Genomic DNA, 22461 nt, shown 5'->3' on the forward strand with positions numbered 1-22461 from the left:
AAATCTGAGTCCGCTATTCTACCGTTGTTAAGACGCACCGGAAACGTCTTGGCTCGATCGCATGTGTAAGCAGAGCATCGCGTATCCGCGCTGCCAGAGCAACGGCTGCCGGCGTGTCGCCGTGGACACAGATCGTGTCGATCCGCGTCGGAATGACCTTGCCGCTTTCCGTGATGATCGCACCCTGCTGCAGCATCTCGACCATCCGCGAGGAGGCAATGTCCGGATCGTGAATGAGCGCGGCCGGCTGCTTGCGGTCGACGAGCGTTGCATCATCGTTATAGGTGCGATCTGCAAAAACTTCGTGGATCGCCACTGCGCCTATCTCTTCGGCAGCGGCTTGCTGGGCCGAGCCGGCAAGCACCATGATTCCGGCCCCCGGCATGGCGGCAAGGGCTGCCTCATAGCAGGACCACGCGACCTCTTTGTCCTCCGAGGCGATGTTCGCAAGCGCACCGTGCAGCTTCACATGACGAAGCTCAGCGCCGACGAAACGCGCAATTCCCTGCGCTGCACCAACCTGATAGGCGATCAGGTTGCGCAGAGAGCCACTGTCCATTGTCATACGCCGGCGACCAAAGCCCTGAAGATCGGGAAAACCGGGATGCGCGCCGATTCCGACGCCACGACGGGCCGCCGCGCGCATGGTCGTCGCCATCGTTTCCCAGTCACCCGCATGCATCCCGCAGGCGATATTTGCCGAGGTCACGATGTCGAGAAGCGCGGCATCGTCCCCCATGCACCAGGGACCAAACCCTTCGCCCATATCAGCGTTAAGATCGACGCTTTGTGTCATGGGTCCTGCCGTTCAAGATCGTCGCCTGCGGTGACCCCGCCAATCAACTGGCAGGATAGAAGATCGGGGATCTCTTCCGGCCGCCGGACAAGGCGGCGTGTGCGCGCCGACAACCTCTGCCAGTCCTTCCGTGCCGCCGCTTCGATGGACAAGCCCTTGTCGAAGTCGACAAACTCGAACCGCAGCGTGTCGCCGGGTCGCGCCTGTGCGACCCGAGGCAGATCGGCCTGCAGGACAGTGCCGATGCGGGGATAACCACCCGTCGTCTGGCATTCGGTCATGAGGACGAAGGGCGTGCCATCACCAGTGATCTGAATGTCGCCGGGAACGACAACCTCGGAGAGAACCGAAAGCCCGGCCTCGCTCGTGAACGGCGCGCCCTCGGGCAGGAACCGCACCCCCATCCGATTGCCGCGGGTGTCACGCCGAAAGCTCTCGGCGGCGAAGCGCGCCTGCTCTGTGTCAGCGAAGAGTCGCGTCTGGGGACCGCAGAGCACGCGCACGGTGAAACCCTCGAATCGCTGTTCCGGATCGATCCCGAAGCCGAAAAGCTCGGAATCAGGATCTTCTGCGACGGGCAAGACGTTGCCGGCAACAAGTGCGGCGCCAATGCCACCAGCAAGATGTGCCGACCGGGACCCGAGGCAGACCGGCGTGTCGAAGCCGCCACCGACATGCAGGTAGCCGTAGCAGCCAAGGATCGCCGGCCCAATCACCAGCTGTGCGCCCTTGGGCAAAAGGTGGCTTGCCGACCAGGCGACGGACTTTCCGTCAATCTTGGCGCGCATCGGTGCTCCGGTCAGGGCAATGCGCATGTCCGCCGATGCTTCAAAGACACCGCCGAAACCGGCCATTTCAACTGCCGCCAGGTCCGGCTTCTGTCGAAGCAGAGCCGCGCCTTCAAAAAGAGCCTGGCGATCCATGGCGCCACCACGTGAAAAGCCTGAGCCAAGCAGGCCCTGACGTCCGAAATCCTGCACCGTCACACCCGAACCGACACTGCGAACGATCAGTGCCCTCATGGCAAAAGCTCCGACAGCGCGCCACCGTCCGGACCCGCCGCCTCAAGTGTGGAGTAGTCATCTGCCGTCACTGGCTCAAAGATCACCTCGTCCCCGGGGCGGAGCGGGAAAGGGTCCGCCGCATCGGGGCGGAAGGCGCGGAATGCGGTCTGGCCGATATGGCGCCAGCCAGTCGGCGTCGAGACCGGGAAAAGCACGAGCTGCCTGATCGCAACGCAGAGCGCGCCGACCGGGATACGCTCGGTCAGTTGCGTCTGGCGGGGAATGTCCCATTCAGGCGACAGCTCACCGAGATAGGGCTGGCCCGGGGCGAAACCGATCGTCTGCACCCTGACCCGTGTTTCTGCGATGGATCGCACGGCTTCGTCGGGGGTCAGACCCGCCTCCGCTGCGGCCTCGGCCAGTTGCGGCGCGCGGTCGGTGCCGAAGAGGCAGGGAATGCGCCACAGTTTGCGGTTTTCCGGCAGGGCTGCGGCGAACCAGTCGCGCCCGGCCAGAAGCGCCTGAACCTGCACCATCACCCGCGCGCGGTCCTCAAGCGCGGGTTCAAGGCGCAGGTAGGTGGAGGCGAGGCTGGTCGCGGTCTCGGCGACACCGGGCATGCCCGCGCGGTCGACCGCCGCGCGAAAGGCTAGCGCTGCTCGGTTCGCCGCCTCCTCCAGCCGTTCGCCGAAGCTGACCAGCAGGCCATCGCTGCCAAGCGGGCTCAGGCGCGGCCACTGCGGCGCGCGCATCCCGGAACTGTCTGGATTGGTCATTGCATTGCGTCTGGCAGGTAGAGGGCGATCTGGGGAAAGGCGATCAGGGCGGCGACCATGGTCAGCATTACCGCGATGTAGGGCAGCGTTCCCAGCATCACCTCGCTCATCGTCCCGCTCTTGCGTGCGCCCTGCACCACATAAAGGTTCAGCCCGACCGGGGGCGTGATCAGCGCCATCTCGATCAGCACGATCATCAGGATGCCGAACCAGATCGGATCATAGCCCTGTTCCATCACCAGTGGCACGACGATGGGGATGGTGACAACCATCAGCGACAGCGTTTCGATAAAGAAGCCGAGCACGATGTAGATCAGCACGATCACCATCATGAAGGCGAGCGGCGACAGGCCGAGCCCGCCAAGAAACTCCTGCAACTCGCGCCCGATGCCTGCCGAGGCGAGCGTGAAGTTCAGAAACGACGCCCCCATGATCACGAGCATGATCATCGAGGTGATCTTGACCGTCCCGAGGATCGCCTCAGTCAGCATGGCCATGCTTATGCCGCCGAAAAGTGCCGCGATGCCGAAGGCGCCTGCCACGCCGACGGCGGCGGCCTCGGTCGGTGTGGCCCAGCCTTTGTAGATCGTGCCGATGATGATGCTGAAGAGAAGGATGATCGGGATCAGGTCCAGAAGCGCCCGCAGCATTTGCTGCAGGGTAAAGATGCGACGTTGCCCTCCGAGAGACGGGCGAAGGGTGCAGATGAGGACGGTGACAAGGATGAAGGCCAGCGCCAGGGCGATCCCCGGCACAAGCCCGGCAAGGAAAAGGCGCGGGATCGAGGTCTGGGTCAGGAAGCCATAGACGATGAGATTGATCGATGGCGGGATCATGATGCCCAGCGTCCCCCCGGCGGCGATGGCACCGGAAAAGAGCTTCGGGTCATAGCCGAGTTTCTCGGCCTGCGGCATCGCCACCGTGGCCACCGTCGCGGCGGTCGCGACCGATGATCCCGAGGTTGCTGAGAACATCGTCGCCGTCGCGATATTGGCATGGACAAGCCCGCCCGGCAGCCAGCTGACCCAGCGGTCGAGCGCTTCGTAGGTCCGCGTGGCGATGCCGGACCGCACGAGGATCTCGCCCAGCATCACGAAGAAGGGGATGGCGATCAGCGTCGAATTGTTCGAGGTCGACCAGACCAGATTGCCAAGCCCCTTGGTCAGGGGAAAGGGGCTGAAGAACAGGTCGATGCCGAAGCCGAGCAGGAAGAGCACAATGCCGACCGGGATCGACAGGCAGAGAAGACCCAGAAGGCCGATGGTGAGATAATAAATCATTTCAGCGCATCCAGTTCGCCGAAGGTGCCGATCGTGGCCTCGGATGCTGCGAAGTCGCGGCGCATGACCATCGTCACTGCAGCCACGAAGGTCAGCCACGAGACCACCGCGAACCACGCCCAGCCCAGCAGCCAAGGCGTCTGAACCAGCGCCAGCGGCGTCTCAAGCGGGGTATTCGCGCGTGAACTGTTGGCTAGGGACCGCGCCAGAACCGGCCAGCCCTTGACCGCGATCAACGTCACCGTAACCGACAGCGTAAGCAATGACAGAAGGTCGAACAGCGCGCGGCCGCGGCTTGCGACGCGGCTGCGCAACAGGTCGATGCGGACATGACCAAGCTCGATCAGCGTGAAGGCCATGCCCCATGAGGTGGCGATGGCCATCACATAGCCGCTGATCTCATCGGTCCCGCCAAGCGAGGAGCCGAGCTGACGCAGCACGATGTCAGCCAGAACGAAGGCCACACAGGCCAGCAGCAGGACCCCGACGAGGATCGCGACCCCGCGGTTGATCCGCCGCAGTCCGGACAACATCGTCTGCATTGCCATGCTCTCCACGTCCTCTTATCCGCCGATCGTCACGCCGACGACCTGACCGACAGATGCGTTCCACCGTTCGGCCCAGTCGCCGCCGGCACGTTCGGCCCAGTCAGGCAGCACTTTGCCCACCAGAACCTCGCGGGCCTTGGCGAAATCGGCATCCGAAACTTCGACAAGCGTCATCGACCGTGCATCGCCGGAGGCGCAAGCGCCGTTGCCAGTCAGGCAGGCGACATCATTGTCGAGTGCGCCCTGCGCGGCGGCCCAGGCCGGCGCTTCGAACTCGGTCGCGATCTTGTCGGTGATCAGTGCCTGGGTTTCAGCATCGAGGCTTGCCCACTTGTCGCTGTTGATCGCAGTGACGACACTGTCCCAGCCGCCGAGCGGGATCGGCAGAAGATGGGTCGAAACCTCCCACCAGCCTGCCGAATATCCCGACCCGGCGCCCGTGATGGCGCAGTCCACAACCCCCTTCTGCAGCGCGCCCGGAACTTCGGAAAAGGCGACATTGACACCCTCGGCGCCAAGTGCCTCGAGGAACAGCGTCGTCATCCGCCCCGATCCCCGCACCTTCTTGCCCGCAAGATCATCAAGCCCGGTGATCTCGCCGTTGCAGAAGACGACCTGCGGCGGATAGGGCGCGATGGCCAGAACATGGCTGTTGAAGCGGGCGTTGTAGATGTCCTCGACCATCGGCCGGGCGGCGTCGACCATTGCCTTCGCTTCGTCGGCCGTCAGCGCCACCAGCGGCACGTCAAGCCCTTCCAGCTCCGGTGCATCCGCCACCGCATAATCGGCGACCGTCATCGCGACATCGTAAACACCATCGCCGAGCAGGCGGTACACATCGCCGACGCCGAGATTCATCTGGTTATGCGTGGTCAGGGCAACATTGATCTCGCCGCCCGAGGCTGCGGGCAGCGTCTCGTTCCAGAACGGCGCCTCGAAGTCGTTGTGAAGCGGCAGGCTGGACCAGCTGCCGACGACGGACAGATCCTCGGCCATCGCGGGGGTGGCCAGAATGGTGGATGCCACAAGCATCGTCAGGGTGCGTTTCATTGGGTTCCTCCTTGTCGGGTTCATTTGTTACGCGTTGGCAACGGTGAGAATTGGGCTTTCGACATCCTCCGGCACATCGGTGATCAGCATGTGGCCGGGCGTATGGGTGATGCAGAGCGGCACGCCGGCGGCCTCGATCGCGACCTGGGGCGTGACACCACAGGCCCAGAAGACCGGCACCTGCCCCTCTGCAACCGGGGCAGGATCGCCCCAATCCGGCCGACCAATATCAGAAATGCCGATCGCAGCGGGATCGCCTATGTGAACCGGACCGCCATGGGCCAGCGGGAAACGCCGCGATATGGCGACGACGGTATCGACCGCGCCCGCATCGATGCTGCGCATGGACACCACCATTTTGCCGCCGAAGGGGCCAGCCGGAACCGTATCGATGTTCGAACGGAACATCGGCACGGTCGTATCATTGTCGATATGCCAAACCGGAATGTCCGCTTCCTGCAGCGCGCGCTCAAAGGTGAATGAGCAGCCAAGCGCAAAGGCGACCATGTCTTCCGACCAGATGTCTCGGATGTCCGATCTGCGTTCTGCAAGCCGACCGTCGCGATAGACGTTGTAGCTGGGCACATCCGTCCGGATGTCTATGTCCCGGCCAAGCGTGAACAGCAACGGATTGCCGGTATCTGAAACGCCGACCAGCGGACAGGGCTTCGGGTTGCGCTGGCAAAAGCGCATGAAATCGAGTGCGAAAGCCTCGGGCAGGATCGCAAGATTGGTCTGAAGATAGCCCGCGCCCAGCCCTGCGGTATGCGACCCATACTCGTTGACACGGATCGCCGCCCTGACGGCGTCAATGCTCTTGTCGCGAAGCTGGCGATATCCCTGAACCATGACGGGCCCTCCTCCTGGAAGGCTGCCACCGACGCATCATAAATTCCAATTCAAAATTTATTCAGTATTTCATAAATCAGATTTATCATCTGCAAATTCCACGGCGACGTCCCGCGCCAGCCGGGCCGCGGTTTCGGCCAGGGTCCGGCGCGGCTCGGCGAGATAGGTGGCGGTGAAATTCAACGGGCCGGGTATCCAGCCCGGATCAAACTCCCGGATCGTGCCGCGCGCGACGTGAGCGTTTCCCAGCGCGCGCGGCAGGGCGGCGACACCAAGATCGGCTTCCACCAGGCGGAAGCAGGTCGACAGGGAGGACGAGGGAAACATGGCGACATCCGGCCCGATCCGCTCCAGCAGAAGTTCACGCAACTCCCGGTAGGGCCGTGTTTGCCGTGCATAGGTCAGAACCGGGCGCTTCAGATAATCGGCGGGAACGATGCATTCCGGGGCTTTCGCGGACACGTACCAGGCAAGTTCAAAACCGGGCAGGTCCACATTCTCTGCCGAATATTCGGACACCGGCCCGAGCAACACCGCCAGATCGAGCGCCCGGTTCAGGAGAGCCGATCTGAGGTTGATGGAGATATCCACGTTGAACTCGATCTCAAGGCGCGGATAGCGCTCGTGCAGCCGCGCGATCAGTTCCGGCAGCCAGCATTGGGCAATGGTTTCCGACACGCCGATGCGCAGGCGCCCCTCCATCGCGTCCGGCGCCACGATGTCGCGGGTCATCAGGTCGTGGAGGCTTTCGAATTTCTCGGCATATTTCAGCAGGATCTCGCCCCGCTCGGTCAGCCGCATCCCCCCGGCCCCCCGGCTGAAGAGCGCTGATCCGATGGTCTGTTCCAGATTTCTGATCCGCGCGGTCACGGCCGGCTGGGTCAACCGAAGCGCATCGGCAGCCTTGCCGACACCGCCAAGACGGACGACGTGAAGAAACGCATTTATCTGATCCAAGCCAATCCCGTTCATGCACAGAGCTTTGCACTATTTGACACGCGTGGTCAGCAGGCTTGTTGGATGAGACCTCCACGTGGCGGCATCAATGGAATATCGGCTTCCCCTAACGTGACAGCTGTCCTGCTGCGGCCCATACCGGACCTCCATGAAAAATCCCAATGCCGCTGCGCAGCTTCTGAAAAGCGGTCATCCAATTCAGCTGAACGATTGGACCGAGTACCGGGCCTTGAGGCGTCTGGGCTACCCGGTGCGGCGGGGATCGACATCGCCTAGGCTCAATGTGTTGGCCCGTCTCTTGCCGACGATCGAGGATATAACGGCAGAACTGGCGGTATCGATATGCGCGAGGCGCCAGCCCATCGACCGCGCACCGGAAAGCCAGACGGCATGCAGGATGATCACAGGGGGAAATCGATGACGGGCATAAGAAATCTGGTGCATGAGGCTCCATACCGCCGCGCTCCAGCCAACGCCACCTCGTTAACGTGACCGCGCCGTAAGGGGTAATGCGGCCTTGAGCAATGTCAGGTCAGAGTGACTCAGCCCCATCCAGAACCAGTGTATGGCCGGTCATGAAGGACGATCGGTCAGAGGCCAGATAGACGATGCTTTCGGCGATCTCTTCCGGCGTTCCCCAGCGCCCCATCGGTATGTTCTCCGAGACATAGGTCTCAAGAGCTGCCCTGCCGCCCATCTGCGATTCAAACCCTGCGTTGAAGACAGTATCCACGAAGCCCGGACACAGCGCGTTGCAGCGCACACCGAAGCGGGCGTAGTCGACGGCGATCTGGCGCACCATCGCGATGACTGCGTGTTTCGTTGTGCAATATGCGATCATCTCACGGTCGTACTGCACACCGGAATTCGACGAAGTGATGATGATCGACCCCCGCCCGCGTGGCCTCATGACCGCCATCGCGGCACGCGCCGCAACAAAATGCGACCGGACGTTGAGCCGCCAGGACGCGTCCATCTGGTCCGCGCTGACCTCTTCCAGCCGCCCCGGGATCTGGATACCTGCATGGGAATGGAGGATGTCGAGCCGTCCGAACCTATCATTGGTGTCTGCGATCGCGTCCTCCAGCGCCGCATCGTCGGTCACGTCAAGGCCACGCGCCTGCGCCTTGCCGCCACCGGAAGAAATTTCGCTGGCAACGGTTCGGGCGCGGTCGGGATCGAGATCGCTCACCACGACCGTCGCGCCGTTTCGGGCGAGCGCCAGCGCCCCGGCCCTGCCGATGCCCGAGCCTGCGCCGGTCAGAAAAGCCACGCGGTCCTGAAGCAGCACCTCCATCTCCGTTCAGCCGGTTTGAGCGCGGCGACCGCGCTGAAGGATCGATTGCGCAACGACGAGGATCAGCAGCGACACGGTCAATACCATCGTGCCGATGGCGTTGATCTCGGGTGTCACGCCGCGGCGGATCGACGAGAACACATAGATCGGCAGCGTGGTTTCCGAACCCGCGACGAAGAAAGCGATGATGAAATCGTCGAAGCTGAAGGTGAAGGCCAGCAGGAATCCGGCGAGGATCGCGGGGAAAATTTGTGGCAGGGTCACCTGCCTGAAGGTGCCAAGGGGTGTTGCACCCAGATCGGCGGACGCCTCGATCAGACTGCGGTCCATACCCGCGACGCGGGCGCGGACAATGATCACGACCAGCGCCATCGTGAACATCCCATGCGCGGCGATGAGCGAGCCCTTGCCCATCTGCAGCTTGGGGGCGCTTTCGGCCACCGGCCAGAACGCGGCGATCATCGGATTCAGCCAATCGAAAAGCGTGACGAGCGCGATCAGGGTCGAGATGCCGATGACGATGCCGGGCACCATGACGGCGATGTAGAGCAGCGCGTCGAAGATCATCCGGGGTTTGCCGGTTACCCCCTGCAGCGCCAGGGCGGCGAGCGTGCCGGCGATGGTGGCAAGCGTTGCCGATACGGCGGCCACGGTCGCGCTCGTTTGCAGCGCCTCCATCACGAACGGGTTCGAGAGCGCCTTGCCGTACCACTGGGTCGAGAAGCCCTGCAACTGCGCAGCGTATCGCCCGGCGTTGAACGAAAAGACCGCGATCACCCCGATCGGGATGTAGAGGAAGAGATAGACGGCAATCGCATAGAACCGCATCGCGCCCTCACATCAACGAGACGTCGTCGCGCCCGCCCGCCCAACGGCGGGTAAACCGCATATAGGCGGTTACGGTGACGAGCATTATGACGACAAGCGCAACAGCTACGGCCGCGCCGTAAGGCCAGTTGCGTGATTGCAGGAAGAGATCGACAAGCGCGTTGCCAACGAAGAAGACCTTGCCGCCGCCGAGCATCGCCGGGATCAGGAATTCACCCATCAGCAGGATGAAAACCAGCATGCAACCGGTCGCAACGCCGGGCATCGACAGGGGCAGCGTGACCTGCAGGAAACTCCGCCAAGGCGGGCTGCCAAGGTCGGCCGATGCCTCCAGCAGGCGCTTGTCGAGCCGTTCAAGGCTGACATAGATCGGAAAGACCATCAGCGGCAGGTAGCCATAGACGATCCCGATCAGCACCGCGAAGGGCGTGTTGATGAGTCGCGGATTGCCGAGACCGAGAGTCGAGATAAGTTTGGGGATGCCCTGACCGCCCAGAAGGTAAATCCAGGCGTATGATCGGATCAGGATAGATGTCCAGAATGGCACGATCACGAGGATAAGAAGCAGGGTGCGCCACTTCGGATCGGCCTTGACGGCAAGGTAATACGCGAGCGGGTAGGCTATGAGCAGACAAAGGACCGTGCCCGCTGGCGCCAGCATCAGCGTGTTCTTGAACGCTGCCCAACGAGCGCCGAGATTGGCAAAGTTTTCAAGTGTAAGGGCGGCGGAGTATCCCCCCGCCGCCGCGCGTTCGCCGAAGCTGAAGACGACGACCACGACCAGCGGCAGGACGAGCATGGCCAGAAGCCATGCCGCCGCTGGCGTCAGCAGAAGAATGGTCCTCAGCCGCGTGGTCACGGTGTCAGGCCGATTTGAAGCGCGCCATCAGTTCGGCGCGGTTCGGGTCTGTCAATGTCACCGCCGCGCCGAATTCGAGTGCGTCGAGCAGTTCCTGTGCCGGGTAGAGGATCGGATCGTTCAGGACCTCGGCCGGCAGCAATGCATCGACGCGCGCGTCGGCGGTCGGGTATCCATGGAAAAGGGACTCTTTCGCGTTCACCGCCGGATCGAGCAGGAAGTTGATCAGCGCATAAGCCGCGTCCATGTGCGGTGCGCCCTTCGGTATAGCGTAGAAATCGGACCAGAGCTCTCCGCCCTCCTTGCCAAGAACGTATTCGATCTCGGGCATGTCGCGGTTCATCTGCTTTCCGTCGCCGGTCCAGCAGATCGTCATCCAGGCATCGCCCGACCGCATGGAAGGCTGGTAGTCCGAGTTGATCGCGAAGAGGTGCGGTTTGGCGTCGATCAGCAACTTCTCGGCCTCGGCAAGTTCTGCGGTATCGACCGAATTGAACGAATAGCCGAAATACTTCAGTGCGTTACCGATGGTGGTGAGCTGGTAGTCATGCACCATCGTGCGGCCCGAGAAATCGGCCATTGTGATATCCCAGAATTCCTTCCAGGTCGTCGGCTTGGGATTGTTGCCCAACTGCGCGGTGTTCACCGCAAAACCGGTCGTGCCCCAGTTCTTCGGCACCGCATAGACCGTGCCGTCCACCGTGCCGGGGCCAGCGAAGCGCTGATTGTAGGATGCCGCGTCATAGTTGGCGATTTTTGAAAGATCGAGCGGCTCGATCAGGTCTTCGCCGACATAGGTAGTGATCGTGTAATTCGTCGGCACGAACACGTCCCACCCTGAGCCACCGGCCTGCAGCTTGGCCAGCATCTCCTCGTTCGAGCCGAAGACATTCACGTCGACCGCAGCGCCGGTTGCGGTGGTGAAGGCCTCGAAGTTCGCCGGATCGTGGTAGTTCGGCCAGGTGGCAAGCACGACGCGGTCGCCGATATTGGCCTGCGCCCAGGCCGCCGAACGCAACCCCGGCATCGCCGAGCCCAGCACCGCAGTCGCTGCCCCAAGGCCGGTCACGCCAAGGAAATGCCGCCGTGTGACGGAGCCCTTCTTGTAGCGGTAAAGCTCGGCCATGAACTTCTCGCGTGAGATGAAATCATTCCGGTTCGTCATGTTCATTCTCCCAGTTGGTGTCAGTCGTTGTTAAGGATCAGCGCCGCGCCGTCCCGCCAGCTTACGCTGCCCGTTTCCCCCGGTTCGAGATTGCCCTCACCCGCCTCCGCCTGCCGCGAGGCAAGGATCAGGAACTGGCCCAGATCGGGGTTCTGGACCAGATATTCGGTATGTTCCCCAAGAAAGATGCGGTTCACGACGGTGACTGGAACGCCGCCGTCGCCCCGGCTGAGGCTTATCTGTTCCGGCCTGAGGCTCGCGATTGCACGCTGGCCGACCGCGATGCCGGCGCCGGCATGGCCGATGAACGAAATGCCAGCAGCGCCCTGCAAATCCGCCGTGTCGCCAGCGACAGACGTCACCCTACCTTCGAAAAAGTTCGACTTGCCGACAAAGTCCGCGACATAGCGGTTCTTCGGCCGGTCATAGAGATCGCGTGGGCTACCGATCTGGACAATACCGCCGTCGCGCATGATGCAGATCCGGTCCGACATCGACAGTGCCTCTTCCTGATCATGGGTGACGAGGATGAAGGTGATCCCGAGCTTTCGTTGCAATGTCTGCAATTCGATCTGCATGTCATGGCGCAGCTTCTTGTCAAGCGCAGCCATCGGCTCGTCGAGAAGCAGAAGTTTTGGTTCGTTGATGATCGCGCGGGCCAGCGCCACACGTTGCTGCTGACCGCCTGACATTTCCCAGATGCGGCGCGGACCGAAACCGGGTAGGCGCACGGTTTCGAGCGCTCGGTTGACCGCAGCCTCAATTTCCGCGGCAGGCGGCTTGGGACGCCGCTGACGCAATCCGTAGGAGATGTTTTCTGCCACGGTCAGATGCGGAAAAAGCGCGTAGTGCTGAAAGACCATGTTTACGGGGCGCTGATGCGCGGGAATATCGTTCACCCGCTGCCCGTCGAGATAGATGTCGCCCTCGGTCGGCGCCTCGAATCCCGCCAGCATCCTCAGCGCTGTCGTCTTGCCGCACCCCGAGGGTCCCAGAAAGGACAGGAATTCTCCGCGATTGATGCTGAGATTGATGTCTCGGGCCGCGACAACAGCGCCGAAGCGTTTGGTCGCCCCGCGCAGTTCCGCGATGGAGGATTTATCGGCTCCGGTCAAACTTTCAGCACCCACAACTATGCCTTAGATTAGCATAAATCGTAGAAAATGGCCTTCGGCTTGTATATACCACAAAGAGCATAGTTTGACGAAAGATGCGCCAGATGAGCATAGGGCTTCAATTCGACCGGATCGGCCGGATGATCGCCGCCGAAGGGACTTCAGACTTTCCGAAATGCCTTGCAGAGTTCCTGCGGACGGTCGCAACCTATGATTTCACGGTCATGTTCAGCTATCGCGGTGCTGCGCGGCCGCTTGACCTGTTCGACGACTTTCCGAGCAAGAAACGGGCGGTCTTCGTCACCGACTATCAGGCGGGGCCCTACATGCTCGACCCATTCTATCTCGCTGCGACGAAGCCGGTCGATCCGGGGCTTTATCGGATGCGCGACCTCGCGCCCGACCGCTTTTATCAGGGCGAGTACTTCCGCAGCTACTATGTTCAAACCGGGCTCGCCGAAGAGATTGGCTTTTTTATAGATGCCGGTCGCGGGGCCGTCGTCGTCGTTTCACTCATGCGTGCGAAGAAAGTCTTCTCGGCCAAGGAATTCGCCGCGATACAGCGCGCCTGGCCGATTGTGGAAGCTGCCTGCGCGCGCCACTGGGCCGACATCTCCGATCAGTTCAAAACTGAAGGCGCGGCAGATGCCGACGCGGCAGATGGACAGATCGAACGCACCTTCCAACGTTTCGGGGACGGTCAATTGACGCCACGCGAACGTGAGGTCGTCGAATACACACTCAAGGGTTATTCAGCCGAGGCGATCCGGCAGGTTCTGGGCATCTCATCGGGCACGGTGCGCATACACCGGCGCAATATCTACGCCAAACTTGGCATCAGTTCTCAGGGAGAGCTGTTTGCACGGTTCATTGACACTTTGATCAAGACGTAAAGTGGCATGAAGCCAACAAAGGCGTCACATCGGTCAGAGGAAGTCTCGGCTGACTGAGGCGGGGGTTGGGACCAACAGGTACCCGCGCCATCCCATCGGAGCGACAGAGATGATCGGCGGTCACTCGCCCGCCAGGTACTCGTGTCATCAATGTCCGCTCCGGCAGCTGCTCCTTGGCAATGCCGCACTCGTGGGAAATGCCCGCTTTCCTGAACAAACGGACCGTTTTCGACGTGCGAGTTTAGGCTGCCCGCACGGTTTCAACGCATGATCGGAGAACGCGGCCCCCGATGAGAGGGCCGCGATAATCGGTGTCAGCCGAGGTGGTGCACCTCCTGCAGTCCATAGACTGGTGTCGGGATACCCCCCATACGCGCCTTGATCTGTAGCGACAGGAACTGCGAATAGTGCCGCGACTGGTGCAGGTTGCCGCCATGGAACCACAGCGCCTCCTGCTGGGTCGGCTTCCACATGTTGCGCTGCTCCCCCTCCCAGGGCCCCGGGTCCTTGGTCGTATCCGATCCCAGACCCCAGACCTTGCCGACCTTGTCGGCCATCTCCTGCCCCATCAGGTCGGCCACCCAGCCGTTCATCGAATTGTAGCCGGTCGCATAGACGACGAGGTCAGCGTCCAGATGCGTGCCGTCATCAAGGTTAACGCCGGTCTCATCCAGGCTGACCACCTGGCCGCGCTTAAGCTTGATCTCGCCGTCGATGATCAGCTGGCTCGCACCCACGTCGATATAGTAGCCCGACCCGCGGCGCAGGTACTTCATGAAGAGGCCGGAGTCGTCGTCGCCCCAGTCCAGCCAGAAACCCGCCTTCTCAAGTCCAGCATAGAAATCCGCATCGCGCTTCTTCATCTCGGCATAGGCCGGGATCTGGAATTCGTGCAGGATACGGTAAGGCAGCGAGGCGAAGATCAGGTCGGCCTTCTCGGTCGTGACACCATTGCGCACCGCCTCCTCCGAATAAAGCGCGCCCAGCCCGACATCCATCAATGTGTCCGACCGCACGATATGGGTGGACGACCGCTGCACCATAGTGACGTCGGCATCATGCTCCCAAAGCGCCGCCGCAATGTCGTGGGCGGAGTTGTTCGACCCGACGATGACGCATTTCTTGCCGGCATATCTGTCGGGCCCGGGATGTTGCGAGGAGTGGTGCTGAACGCCCCTGAACTTGTCCATGCCCGGAAATGTCGGAATACGCGCCTTGCCGGACATGCCCGTGGCCATGACGAGTTGCTTCGGCCGCAGCACAACCTCCTTGCCATCGCGGTCCACCACGACGGTCCATTCCTTCGTCTTCTCGTCATAGGTCGCGGACTTGGCGGTGGTCTTCGACCAGTAGTTCAGCTCCATCACCTTGGTGTACATCTCAAGCCAGTCGCCGATCTTGTCCTTCGGCGCAAAGATCGGCCAGTTCTCTGGGAACTTGATGTAGGGCAGATGGTCGTACCAGACCGGGTCATGCAGGCAGAGCGACTTGTAACGCTTGCGCCAGCTGTCACCGGGCCGATCATTGCGTTCGACGATGATCGTCGGCACGCCAAGCTGGCGAAGCCGGGCGCCAAGGGCGATGCCGCCCTGCCCGCCGCCGATGATGAGGCAATAGGGCTGCGTCTTGTAGCCGAGTTCCGCCGCCTCCTTCTCGCGCTCCTCTTTCCAGGTGGTGCGGTTCTTGCCCGCCCCGTGCTTGGCGCCGAGCGGGCGGCCCAACCCTTTCGGTTCCTCATGGCCCTTCAGTTCCGCCATCGTCGTCAGGAGCGTCCAGATCTTGCCGTCCCTCAGCCGGATCAGCCCGTAGCCGCGCGCCACATCGGTCTCGAAGCTGATCCACGCCGTCGTCACGCCGCCATCCTCGGTCGGCACTTCCCCCTCGGCGATCTGCCAGTTGCGCGGCCTGGTCGTGGCAAGCTGATGTTTCAGCATGTCCTCGACACCATCCGGCCCCTCCACCGTCTTGATGTTCCATGTGAAGGTGACAAGGTCGCGCCAGTAGCTGTCATTCAGGAACATCGCCTTCGCTGCGGCAACGTCCCCGGCCTCCAGCGCGGCCCCGAAATCGTCCAGAAACGCCTGCGTTTCTCCGGCTATTGTTGAATCGAGCATTGTCTTCCTCCCTGAACCCGTTTCGGCGACAGGCTGGCAGAGAGCGAGACTTCATCAAACGGAATTGCGGATGCGCCACGACGAAAGTCTCATGCGCCGCACACCGACGTTGCGCGCGCAACACCGACGCAACAAAACGCCGCTCTTTAGTGTGGTGGCGTCAGCCCCGCCTTGCGGACTCGCCGCAACACCGTCGAGCGGTTGACCTGCAGTCGACGCGCGGCCTGCGCCATGTTCCAGCCGACGGCGGTCAAGACCGCCTCGAGGTCGTCGTCGGGTTCGGTCTTCTCTGACTTGCGGACGGTCGGCTGCGGCAGGTCAGGAAGGTCGATGACCGGGCTTTCCACAAGCACAGTCGCAACATCCAGCACGCGTTCCAGTTCGCGGATATTGCCGGGCCAGTCGCGCACCTGAAGCTCGGCCCGTGCCGAGGGCGTCAGCGTGTGGTCGGGGTGGGATCGCATCAGCCGGTCGATCAGCCAGCCGAAATCGGCCCTAAGCCGCAGCGGCGGCAATTCGAATGTCGCCCCGGCCAACCGGTAGAAAAGATCCGTGCGGATCCTGGAGGATAGTGCCGCAGGTGTCGCGCGGCTTGACGAGATCACCCGGATATCCGGGCGCCGGTCCATGAGGTCAAGAAGTGCGGCTTGCGCTTCTGACGAAAGCTCCTCGACTCCGCGCAGCAACAACGTGCCGGATGCGTCCGCGGAAAGACCGGTGATCGATCCCGGCGTCGAACACCGCACGGCATGCAGTTCCCGCGCCTCGGGGCCGCTGACATGGATGGCCCGCGCCAGCCGTTCCTTGCCGGTCCCGGATTCACCGCATAGCAAAAGCGGCACCGACGTAGCGACAAGCCGCGCGATCTGGGCAAGGATGCGCTGCATGGCCGGGTCGCTGCCCGCGAAATTCGCCAGCGGCGCTGGCAGGGCATTGGATCTCGCCCGCGGTAGAACCGGCCGCGTCTGCGGCGCGATCGCATGCCCAAAGAGCGTGCGCCCATCCCTGAGATGCACCACCCGTTCCTCGGTCGGCTGGCCGCGCATCAGGTTCGGCAGATCGTCGAGCGACAGGTCGAACACTTCCTCGATGCGCCGTCCAACAAGTGTCCCACTCCCATCCGGCAGAAGTGCGCGCAGCGCACCCCGCGTCATGCCGACGATGTTGCCAGACTCGTCCAGTGCGACTGCCGCATCGGGATCAACTTCCAGAAACTCGGGCGAGGCCGAGAACCGCAACACCCAGTCGCGCCGCGTCATGGCCATGAGGTTGGCCATCTCCACCCGACGCGCCGAGGCGGTGACGAGGCTCATGGCCAGGTTCTGCGAGGCCTTCGGCGACGGTGAACGCAGGAGCGAGATGTCGAGAACCGCCGCCAGTTGCCCGCGCGTGTCGTAGATCGGCGCGGCCGTACACGACAATGGCGTATGGGCAAGACCGAAATGGTCAGTCTGATGGATCGTGATCGCCTCGCCTGTCACGATGCACGACCCGACGCCGCAGGTACCCGCAAGATCCTCGCTCCAGTCCGAGCCCAGATACAGGCCCGCTTTGCGCAGGTCATCCTCAAAGCGCGGATCGCCGAAGAAGTCGACGCAGACGCCCTTGGCATCGGCCAGAAGCAGAACATAGTTCTGCCCGGCAACCTGCCGGAACAGCGCCTGAAGGCCAGAACGCGCGGTGGCGATCAGCCGCTCCGCCTGTTCGCGGTGCTCCCTCAGCTTGCCCTCCGTAACGATATGGGCCGGATCGGGGCGGGCCGGGTCCATCCCGTAGGTCTCGACGCAGCGCCGCCAGCTTTCAGCGACGGTTGCGTCGCGCCCCGTCGCTTGACCCAGCAAGACCCGCTCGATCTCCGTTACGTGCTCCTGATCGCCCACGCCGTCCTCCGTATGCTGCGATGGCTAGCTTAGCACGGGTTCTGCGATCCAAAACACGTCACCTTCGGTCATTCCCTCCCGGACGGGAATGCCCTTACTAAAACGGCACGACATTATGTTGAGGAAACGGCGGTCTGAGAACGGCGAACAAACTAAACAAACCCGAACAGATGGTTCAGAAGCTTCCGCGGGTTCATGTGCTTGACCTCTATCCACCCTCCTTATCATCTCCGGATAGTACCACGCGCGGTAGTGTGCCTTTATTTCCGTGCCCATTGCGGAGCATGGTCAGGACTTTGGCGGGATCTGGTCTCAGCACGGGGGCCGAGCGGCGGTTCGGCATGAGTGGTCCGTTGGACCGTTGCTATGACAAAACCGGTGCCATTGCGAACTGACCGGGCATGATTGCGCTATCAGCGTGTATGCCTGGAGCAGATCAAGCTTTCAGCTTGGTCCCCGCCCCGACCTTGCCGATAGCCCGGCATTGGTGTTCAGAAAGAATTGCGCAAAAACCGGATTGCTCGCGGCGCCGATGCTTCTTGCGTTTTCACCGACGCTGCCGGCTTCGATCCGGGGTTTGATCAGGCCGCGTGTATCCTGGTTCTCGATGTATCGCCGCACCCTTTCGACGAGTTCGCCGCGCACTTCTGACGGAAACGCGCCGTCGATCACGATGGCTTCGAAGTCGATGACCGAGCAGATCGACAGTGACGCCTTCGCGAGTTCTTGGGCCGTTTCGCCGATCCATGGCGTCACGTACCGGGTAAGAGTGCTCCAGTTCTGCGGACGCTGCCACATCACTTGCGGGTCGAGCCCGGCCTCGATCAGGCGCGCTTCGAGAAGATGCAGGGAGGCGACGTCTATCAGTTGCTTGCTTTCACCAAGGGGACTCGTGGTTCGCATTGACCCAAGGGCACCAGCATTCCCCTGATTGCCTTCAAAAACGGTGCCGTTCAGGGCAATGCCACCACCGATGAACGAACCGATAAAGAAATAGGCATAGTCACGAAACTCCTTGCCGCGACCATAGAGCTGTTCTGCGTGACAGCCGGCAGTCGCGTCGTTGACCACGAAAACCGGAAGGTCCGAAAATTCCAAGACTTCGGCAACAAAGTCTATGTCTTTCCAGGACCGGAAACTCTCGGCCGCCGGCCCCGTCAGATCGTGCCATCGCCAGAGTTCAAAGGGCGTGCCGATCCCGATGCCACATATCCGGGCCCGCACATTTTCAGACTCTGCCTCAAGTATGCGATCTAACCCGTTCTTCAGAAACCCAAAAACGGCGTCCGGAAAGGGATAGTCGTAAGAGGTGAACAATTGCTGCCTCGGTTTTCCCGAAAAATCCATGAGCAACAGTTCCGCGCTGCGTCGCCCGATCTTCATTCCGATCGAAAACACGCCATCGGGATTAAGCTCCATCGGGATCGAAGGCTTGCCGACCTTGCCACGAATAGGATCACCGCGCCTGATGATCCCGTCACTTTCCAACTCGCGAAAGATGATCGAGATGGTCTGCGGTGAAAGCCCGGTAAGGCGCGCCACATCTGCGCCCGGGGTCGGTCCATAGCGTTGCAGAACGGAAAGGATCAGACGCTCGTTATGGTCGCGTACGCCGCGCTGATTCACGCCGCCGGTCAGTCTGATCATCGATTCCCCGTACATCGGACTGACCATAGACACCTCTGCTTCCCCTTTAAACTATGGACTTTTCAATTAATAAATCAAGTTTATTTATTTATTGACAGAAGTGGAGGAATCGCGCTTTCTTATGGGCGACCCGCACCAGACCACTTAGGGGGACCGGGGCGGGACGTCCGGCTAATAAAGCGACACAAACGCACGGGAGGACCAAATGAAAAGACTTCTGACACTTGGCGCATCCGCCACAGCCATCGTCATTGCCGCAACTTCGGCACAGGCCGCTGGAGAAACCGTCTGCCTGATCACGAAAACGGACACGAACCCCTTCTTCGTAAAGATGAAGGAAGGCGCCGAAGCCAAGGCGACAGAGCTTGGGATGACGCTGAAATCATTTGCCGGCAAGATTGACGGCGACCATGAAACCCAGGTGCAGGCGATTGAGACCTGCATTCTCGATGGGGCGAAGGGCATCCTGCTGACCGCATCGGATACCAGTTCCATCGTCCCCGCCGTTCAGCAGGCGCGGGATGCAGGTATTCTGGTCATCGCGCTCGACACGCCGCTTTCCCCGATTGACGCGGCCGATGCCACCTTCGCGACCGACAACTACAAGGCTGGCCTTCTGATCGGCCAGTGGGCGAAAGCGAAGCTGGGCGATGCCGCTGCCGAGGCCAGGATCGCGACGCTTGACCTGAATGTCAGCCAGCCGACGGTCGATGTCCTGCGCAATCAGGGCTTCCTTGAAGGCTTTGGCGTCGACCTCGCCGACCCCAACGTCATCGGCGACGAAACGGACCCGCGCCTTGTCGGCAGCGATGTAACCGACGGCAACGAAGAAGGCGGACGCCGCGCGATGGAGAACCTTCTCGCCAAGGACCCGACGATCAACGTCGTGCACACGATCAATGAACCCGCCGCAGCCGGTGCCTATGAGGCCCTCAAGGCGATCGGGCGTGAGAATGATGTGCTTATCGTCTCGGTCGATGGCGGCTGCCCCGGCGTTCAGAACGTCGAGGCCGGGGTCATCGGCGCGACCAGCCAGCAATATCCGCTGCTGATGGCGTCGCTCGGCGTGGAGGCGGTGAAGAAGTGGGCCGACGAAGGCGCCAAGCCGGAAAACACCCCCGGCAAGGATTTCTTCGACACCGGCGTCGCGCTGATCACCAATGAGCCCGCCGACGGCGTCGAGTCTATCTCGGTCGCCGAGGGGCTGAACCTCTGCTGGGGCTGATCTGCCGAGACCAGATCGGAGGCGCTTCAAGCGCCTCCGAAACGCTAAGGAAACTCCCGTTTATCCGTTAGACTTACCGCGCGGCGGATCCGTCCGTCTGCGAAAGGGGGCAGAATGTCTGGTGCGAACCAAAACAGCGACACGTTCGAAGCTGCGGCCGACCGAACCGAGGCGGTTGCCCATTTCGGAAACCAGCGGCGCGGATTTATCGGGCAGTTGCAGCATATCCTGCATGTGAACTCATCTTTCGTGCCCATGATTGTGCTGGTCGCGGCGATCCTGATCTTCGGTCTTTTGCTCGGGTCGAAGTTCTTCTCTCCCTTTGCTCTAACCCTCATCCTGCAACAGGTGCAGATCGTCGGCATTGTCGCCGCCGCCCAAAGCCTCGTGATCCTGACCGCAGGCATCGACCTCAGCGTCGGCGCGATCATGGTGTTTTCGTCGGTAATCATGGGGCAGTTTACATTCCGATACGGGATCCCTGCCCCGGTCTCGGTACTGTGCGGTCTCGGCTGCGGCATATTGATTGGCGCACTCAATGGCTGGCTGGTCAGCCGGGTCAAACTGCCACCGTTCATCGTTACGCTGGGCATGTGGCAGATCGTTCTTGCGACGAACTTTCTTTATTCCGCGAACGAGACGATCCGCAGTCAGGACATTGAGGCCAATGCACCGTTCCTTCAGTTCTTTGGCGCCAAGTTCAACGTCGGTGGTGCGGTTTTCACCGTCGGCGTGGTCTTCATGCTGGTTCTTGTTGCCGTTCTCTCCTACGCGCTTCGCCACACGGCATGGGGCCGTCATGTCTATGCGGTCGGCGATGATCCTGAGGCTGCGGAACTGTCCGGGGTCAATGTGCATCGCACCCTGATGTCGGTTTACATGCTGTCCGGGCTCATATGCGCCTTCGCGGGTTGGGCATTGATCGGGCGTATCGGTTCGGTCTCTCCGACGTCGGGTCAGCTTGCGAATATCGAAAGCATCACCGCAGTTGTGATTGGCGGCATATCTCTCTTTGGCGGTCGCGGTTCGATCCTAGGCTCGCTCTTCGGCGCATTGATCGTCGGGGTCTTCACGCTGGGGCTCAGACTTCTTGGCGCGGACGCGCAATGGACCTTCCTTCTTATCGGCCTTCTCATCATCGCCGCTGTTGCGGTCGACCAATGGATCAGAAAGGTATCGGCATGATGTCTGACAACGTACCGGTGGTCGAGGGGCGCGGAATTGTAAAACGCTACGGTCACGTCACGGCCATAGACCGCTCCGATTTCGAACTTCGCAAAGGCGAGATCCTCGCGGTCATCGGTGACAACGGCGCTGGCAAGTCGTCCATCGTCAAGGCGATCTGCGGCGCGACCATACCGGACGAGGGCGAGATCCTGATCGAGGGGAAACGAGTCAATTTCACGTCCCCAATGGATGCTCGCAACATGGGGATCGAAATCGTCTACCAGACCCTCGCGATGTCCCCTGCCCTGTCGATCACCGACAATATGTTCATGGGGCGCGAAATCCGCAAACAGGGCTTCATGGGCAGGTATCTGCGGCAGCTTGACCGCCCGGCGATGGAGAAATTTGCCCGCGAGAAGCTGACCGAGCTGGGCCTGATGACCGTTCAGTCAATCAACCAGGCCGTAGAAACACTCTCGGGCGGTCAACGCCAGGGCGTTGCAGTCGCCCGCGCCGCCGCCTTTGCCACGAAGTTCATCATCATGGACGAACCGACCGCTGCCCTGGGTGTCAAGGAAAGCCGGAGAGTACTGGAGCTGATACAGGATGTCCGGTCGCGGGGCATTCCGATCATCCTGATCAGCCACAACATGCCGCATGTCTTCGAGGTTGCGGACCGGATTCACATCCACCGGCTTGGAAAGAGGCTCTGTGTCATCGACCCGAAGGATTACACAATGTCCGACGCCGTCGCCTTCATGACCGGGGCGAAAGAGCCTCCGAAGCAGAGCGATTAAGCGCCAGTTCAGGCTGATGCGATCAGAAGCGACGCCCGCGCCATTCGTTGTGCATTGAGGTTCCGGCCTTTCTTGATCGCCCGCTCATCTGACATCCGCCATGGCGGTCAGAAATTTTCGAATAAGATCTGATGCTGCAGCAAAGTCTGCCGGGTTGGTCCTACGTGGAATAGTTCGGAAATATTGTGAGTGCCGCCCGTGACCATGTCGCTGG

At 61.5% G+C, this 22461-nt stretch carries 21 protein-coding genes; 4 read left to right on the forward strand and 17 right to left on the reverse strand.

What is annotated here, in order from left to right:
* Nucleotides 1-13: 13 nt before the first annotated feature.
* From QKW60_RS04700 to QKW60_RS04765, 14 genes are all read right to left on the reverse strand, one after another.
* A complete protein-coding gene (locus tag QKW60_RS04700; protein WP_282366894.1) occupies nucleotides 14-796 on the reverse strand; it encodes a LamB/YcsF family protein in 783 nt (260 codons plus the stop codon).
* Entirely contained in the window at nucleotides 793-1818 is a 1026-nt protein-coding gene (locus tag QKW60_RS04705) for a 5-oxoprolinase subunit C family protein (protein WP_282366895.1), read from the reverse strand. The genes QKW60_RS04700 and QKW60_RS04705 overlap by 4 nt, the downstream gene beginning before the upstream one ends.
* Nucleotides 1815-2576, reverse strand: coding sequence for a 5-oxoprolinase subunit B family protein (locus tag QKW60_RS04710; protein WP_282366897.1), 762 nt, complete (start codon nucleotides 2574-2576; stop codon nucleotides 1815-1817). The genes QKW60_RS04705 and QKW60_RS04710 overlap by 4 nt, the downstream gene beginning before the upstream one ends.
* Complete coding sequence (locus QKW60_RS04715) at nucleotides 2573-3856, reverse strand: TRAP transporter large permease (RefSeq protein WP_282366898.1); 1284 nt, start codon at nucleotides 3854-3856, stop codon at nucleotides 2573-2575. The genes QKW60_RS04710 and QKW60_RS04715 overlap by 4 nt, the downstream gene beginning before the upstream one ends.
* Complete coding sequence (locus QKW60_RS04720) at nucleotides 3853-4404, reverse strand: TRAP transporter small permease subunit (RefSeq protein WP_282366899.1); 552 nt, start codon at nucleotides 4402-4404, stop codon at nucleotides 3853-3855. Before QKW60_RS04720 ends, QKW60_RS04715 begins: the two co-directional genes overlap by 4 nt.
* 15 nt (nucleotides 4405-4419) lie before the next feature.
* Complete coding sequence (locus QKW60_RS04725) at nucleotides 4420-5454, reverse strand: TRAP transporter substrate-binding protein (protein ID WP_282366900.1); 1035 nt, start codon at nucleotides 5452-5454, stop codon at nucleotides 4420-4422.
* A 27-nt stretch (nucleotides 5455-5481) separates the two neighbouring features.
* Nucleotides 5482-6303, reverse strand: coding sequence for a putative hydro-lyase (locus QKW60_RS04730; RefSeq protein WP_282366901.1), 822 nt, complete (start codon nucleotides 6301-6303; stop codon nucleotides 5482-5484).
* A gap of 69 nt (nucleotides 6304-6372) precedes the next feature.
* Entirely contained in the window at nucleotides 6373-7260 is an 888-nt protein-coding gene (locus QKW60_RS04735) for a LysR family transcriptional regulator (protein ID WP_282366902.1), read from the reverse strand.
* Between the two features lie 243 nt (nucleotides 7261-7503).
* A complete protein-coding gene (locus tag QKW60_RS04740; RefSeq protein ID WP_282366903.1) occupies nucleotides 7504-7704 on the reverse strand; it encodes a hypothetical protein in 201 nt (66 codons plus the stop codon).
* 88 nt (nucleotides 7705-7792) lie between these two features.
* The gene (locus QKW60_RS04745; RefSeq protein ID WP_282366904.1) at nucleotides 7793-8551 is read right to left on the reverse strand and encodes an SDR family NAD(P)-dependent oxidoreductase; all 759 of its coding nucleotides are present in this window, start codon (nucleotides 8549-8551) and stop codon (nucleotides 7793-7795) included.
* Between the two features lie 12 nt (nucleotides 8552-8563).
* Nucleotides 8564-9385, reverse strand: coding sequence for an ABC transporter permease (locus QKW60_RS04750; protein ID WP_282366905.1), 822 nt, complete (start codon nucleotides 9383-9385; stop codon nucleotides 8564-8566).
* A 7-nt stretch (nucleotides 9386-9392) separates the two neighbouring features.
* Nucleotides 9393-10184, reverse strand: coding sequence for an ABC transporter permease (locus QKW60_RS04755; protein ID WP_419762657.1), 792 nt, complete (start codon nucleotides 10182-10184; stop codon nucleotides 9393-9395).
* A gap of 64 nt (nucleotides 10185-10248) precedes the next feature.
* Nucleotides 10249-11409, reverse strand: coding sequence for an ABC transporter substrate-binding protein (locus QKW60_RS04760; protein ID WP_282366909.1), 1161 nt, complete (start codon nucleotides 11407-11409; stop codon nucleotides 10249-10251).
* A gap of 20 nt (nucleotides 11410-11429) precedes the next feature.
* The gene (locus tag QKW60_RS04765; protein ID WP_282366910.1) at nucleotides 11430-12524 is read right to left on the reverse strand and encodes an ABC transporter ATP-binding protein; all 1095 of its coding nucleotides are present in this window, start codon (nucleotides 12522-12524) and stop codon (nucleotides 11430-11432) included.
* Nucleotides 12525-12628: 104 nt separating this feature from the next.
* Here QKW60_RS04765 and QKW60_RS04770 point away from each other — a divergent pair, with 104 nt between their 5' ends.
* Nucleotides 12629-13417 carry a helix-turn-helix transcriptional regulator gene (locus tag QKW60_RS04770; RefSeq protein WP_282366911.1) on the forward strand — a complete coding sequence of 263 codons (789 nt, stop codon included), beginning with the start codon at nucleotides 12629-12631 and terminating at the stop codon, nucleotides 13415-13417.
* 314 nt (nucleotides 13418-13731) lie between these two features.
* Here QKW60_RS04770 and QKW60_RS04775 read toward each other — a convergent pair whose 3' ends face one another.
* From QKW60_RS04775 to QKW60_RS04785, 3 genes are all read right to left on the reverse strand, one after another.
* Nucleotides 13732-15531 carry an NAD(P)/FAD-dependent oxidoreductase gene (locus tag QKW60_RS04775; RefSeq protein ID WP_282366912.1) on the reverse strand — a complete coding sequence of 600 codons (1800 nt, stop codon included), beginning with the start codon at nucleotides 15529-15531 and terminating at the stop codon, nucleotides 13732-13734.
* Between the two features lie 146 nt (nucleotides 15532-15677).
* Entirely contained in the window at nucleotides 15678-17411 is a 1734-nt protein-coding gene (locus tag QKW60_RS04780) for a sigma-54-dependent Fis family transcriptional regulator (protein WP_282366913.1), read from the reverse strand.
* 444 nt (nucleotides 17412-17855) lie between these two features.
* Nucleotides 17856-19058, reverse strand: coding sequence for an ROK family transcriptional regulator (locus QKW60_RS04785; RefSeq protein ID WP_282366914.1), 1203 nt, complete (start codon nucleotides 19056-19058; stop codon nucleotides 17856-17858).
* A gap of 205 nt (nucleotides 19059-19263) precedes the next feature.
* On the opposite strand from QKW60_RS04785, the gene QKW60_RS04790 reads away from it, so the two are divergent.
* The 3 genes from QKW60_RS04790 to QKW60_RS04800 all read left to right on the forward strand — a co-directional run bounded on the left by QKW60_RS04790 (nucleotide 19264) and on the right by QKW60_RS04800 (nucleotide 22247).
* Nucleotides 19264-20283 (forward strand): sugar ABC transporter substrate-binding protein, encoded by a 1020-nt coding sequence (locus tag QKW60_RS04790; RefSeq protein ID WP_282366915.1) that lies wholly within the window; start codon nucleotides 19264-19266, stop codon nucleotides 20281-20283.
* Nucleotides 20284-20397: 114 nt separating this feature from the next.
* Nucleotides 20398-21468, forward strand: coding sequence for an ABC transporter permease (locus QKW60_RS04795; RefSeq protein ID WP_282366917.1), 1071 nt, complete (start codon nucleotides 20398-20400; stop codon nucleotides 21466-21468).
* Nucleotides 21444-22247 carry an ATP-binding cassette domain-containing protein gene (locus QKW60_RS04800; RefSeq protein WP_419762644.1) on the forward strand — a complete coding sequence of 268 codons (804 nt, stop codon included), beginning with the start codon at nucleotides 21444-21446 and terminating at the stop codon, nucleotides 22245-22247. Before QKW60_RS04795 ends, QKW60_RS04800 begins: the two co-directional genes overlap by 25 nt.
* Nucleotides 22248-22461 lie beyond the last annotated feature (214 nt).

This window comes from Albidovulum aestuarii (genome assembly GCF_029961185.1).
Lineage (GTDB): Bacteria > Pseudomonadota > Alphaproteobacteria > Rhodobacterales > Rhodobacteraceae > Albidovulum > Albidovulum aestuarii.